The following is a 1,005-nucleotide window of genomic DNA, read 5'->3' as shown; positions in this document are numbered from 1 at the left end:
CTAAAGCAAGCGCGTTCAATTATCGAATTAAGCGCAGAGACGACCACAACGCCAGACATTATTGTTAAACAGTTTATTGCGTCGCTAGAAGCTCAGAACAAAGCTGTGTTTGCTGGTTACATGGTGTGGGAAAAGCCATCGTGGGTTGAGCCAACGATTCAAGACAAAAGCCTTGGCTTTAATAGCGAAGGCTACTTAGCGCCATTCTTTGCGCCAAATTCGCACAACAGTTTTGATGTCGTGGCGATGGATAGCTTTAGCAATACTGAATTAAACAACAACGGTGAGCGTAAAGACGATTGGCACTTGATGCCTTACGAAACGGGCAAAACGTTCGTGATGGAACCGTACATGTATCCGGTTCGCGGCAAACAAGAACTGATCACGACCATCAGCCAACCAATCAAGTTACGTGGCGAGATCATAGGCTCTCTTGGTTTTGATTTGTCATTGAACGAGTTACAAAGCCAAAGTGAAAATTACGCGAGCGACTTGTTTGATGGACAAGGCCGTATTCTGATTTCTTCGTGGAAAGGCATAACACTGGCGAACAGCAGCCAAGCGGATCAAGTGGGCAAAAAAGTCTCTCATGAATTGGCGTCTCAATGGGCTCGTATTCAATCCATTGCGAAACAAAAGGGCGCAGGCCTTGTGACGTTTGGCGGGGATGAGTATGCGATTACTGCAATTGACACCAGCGATGCGCCTTGGATCGTTATGGTGTCGGTTCCCAGTAGCTTCCTTAAAAAGAACGTGGATGACTACGAGCGATGGAGTGAAGAACAAAGTGCAGAAGCTCTTGAAAAGGGAGTGTGGGCAGGGATTATTGCGGCTCTGATTGGTATTGTTGCGATGACAATGATCGCGACCTCGTTGGGCAAAGTGTTAACTAACTTAGTGGAGCGTTTTAAAGACGCAGCACAAGGCGAGGGCGACCTAACTTACCGCATTGAGGTGAAAGGTAAGGACGAAACCGCCCAACTGGCGCACTGGTTTAATACCTTC

Annotated in this window: 1 pseudogene; it reads left to right on the top strand. The window is 47.3% G+C overall.

Annotated features, from left to right (window positions below):
- Positions 1 to 1,005: pseudogene (locus R7F07_RS25580) on the top strand (methyl-accepting chemotaxis protein); the annotation flags it as partial.

The sequence above is a fragment of the Vibrio sp. YT-16 genome (assembly GCF_033337405.1).
GTDB lineage: Bacteria > Pseudomonadota > Gammaproteobacteria > Enterobacterales > Vibrionaceae > Vibrio > Vibrio alginolyticus.
The sequence above is the reverse complement of the archived record's forward strand: the minus strand, read 5'-3'. Positions and strand labels throughout refer to the sequence as shown.